General features: G+C 42.7%; 1 pseudogene. It reads right to left on the bottom strand.

Features of this window, described 5'->3' with window-relative positions:
- Positions 1–356: pseudogene (locus tag CWC11_RS21605) on the bottom strand (hypothetical protein); the annotation flags it as partial.

Genomic DNA, 356 nt, shown 5'->3' with positions numbered 1-356 from the left:
TCAATGCCTGCTCCAAATTTAACGCCTAGCTTTAGTAATCCTAGTGGATCAAGCGGAACCTCTACTTTGGGTTTAACAACGTCGGGAATTAAATCAAAATAGTATTCTACTGGGTAAGTGACAGACGCATTCAGCAAGTCATCACAGTTTGGTTTAAACGCTGCGACGCTGTCTTCACCCACTGTTAAGTTGAAAGTCATGCCTTGCGTACAATCTAACTTGCTCGGGTTAAATGAAAACTCCACTGAACCAACTGAGACCTTAAAGTTGCGATTGTGTAGTTTTAGCCAGTTGCCAGCTTGATAAAACCCTCTGGTAGCGCCATTGCTTGATTCATCAACATACATCCAACCTTG

The organism is Pseudoalteromonas sp. S3178 (assembly GCF_005886985.1).
GTDB classification, from domain to species: domain Bacteria; phylum Pseudomonadota; class Gammaproteobacteria; order Enterobacterales; family Alteromonadaceae; genus Pseudoalteromonas; species Pseudoalteromonas carrageenovora.
Note: the sequence above shows the minus strand (reverse complement) of the source record. Positions and strands in the feature narration are given on the sequence as shown.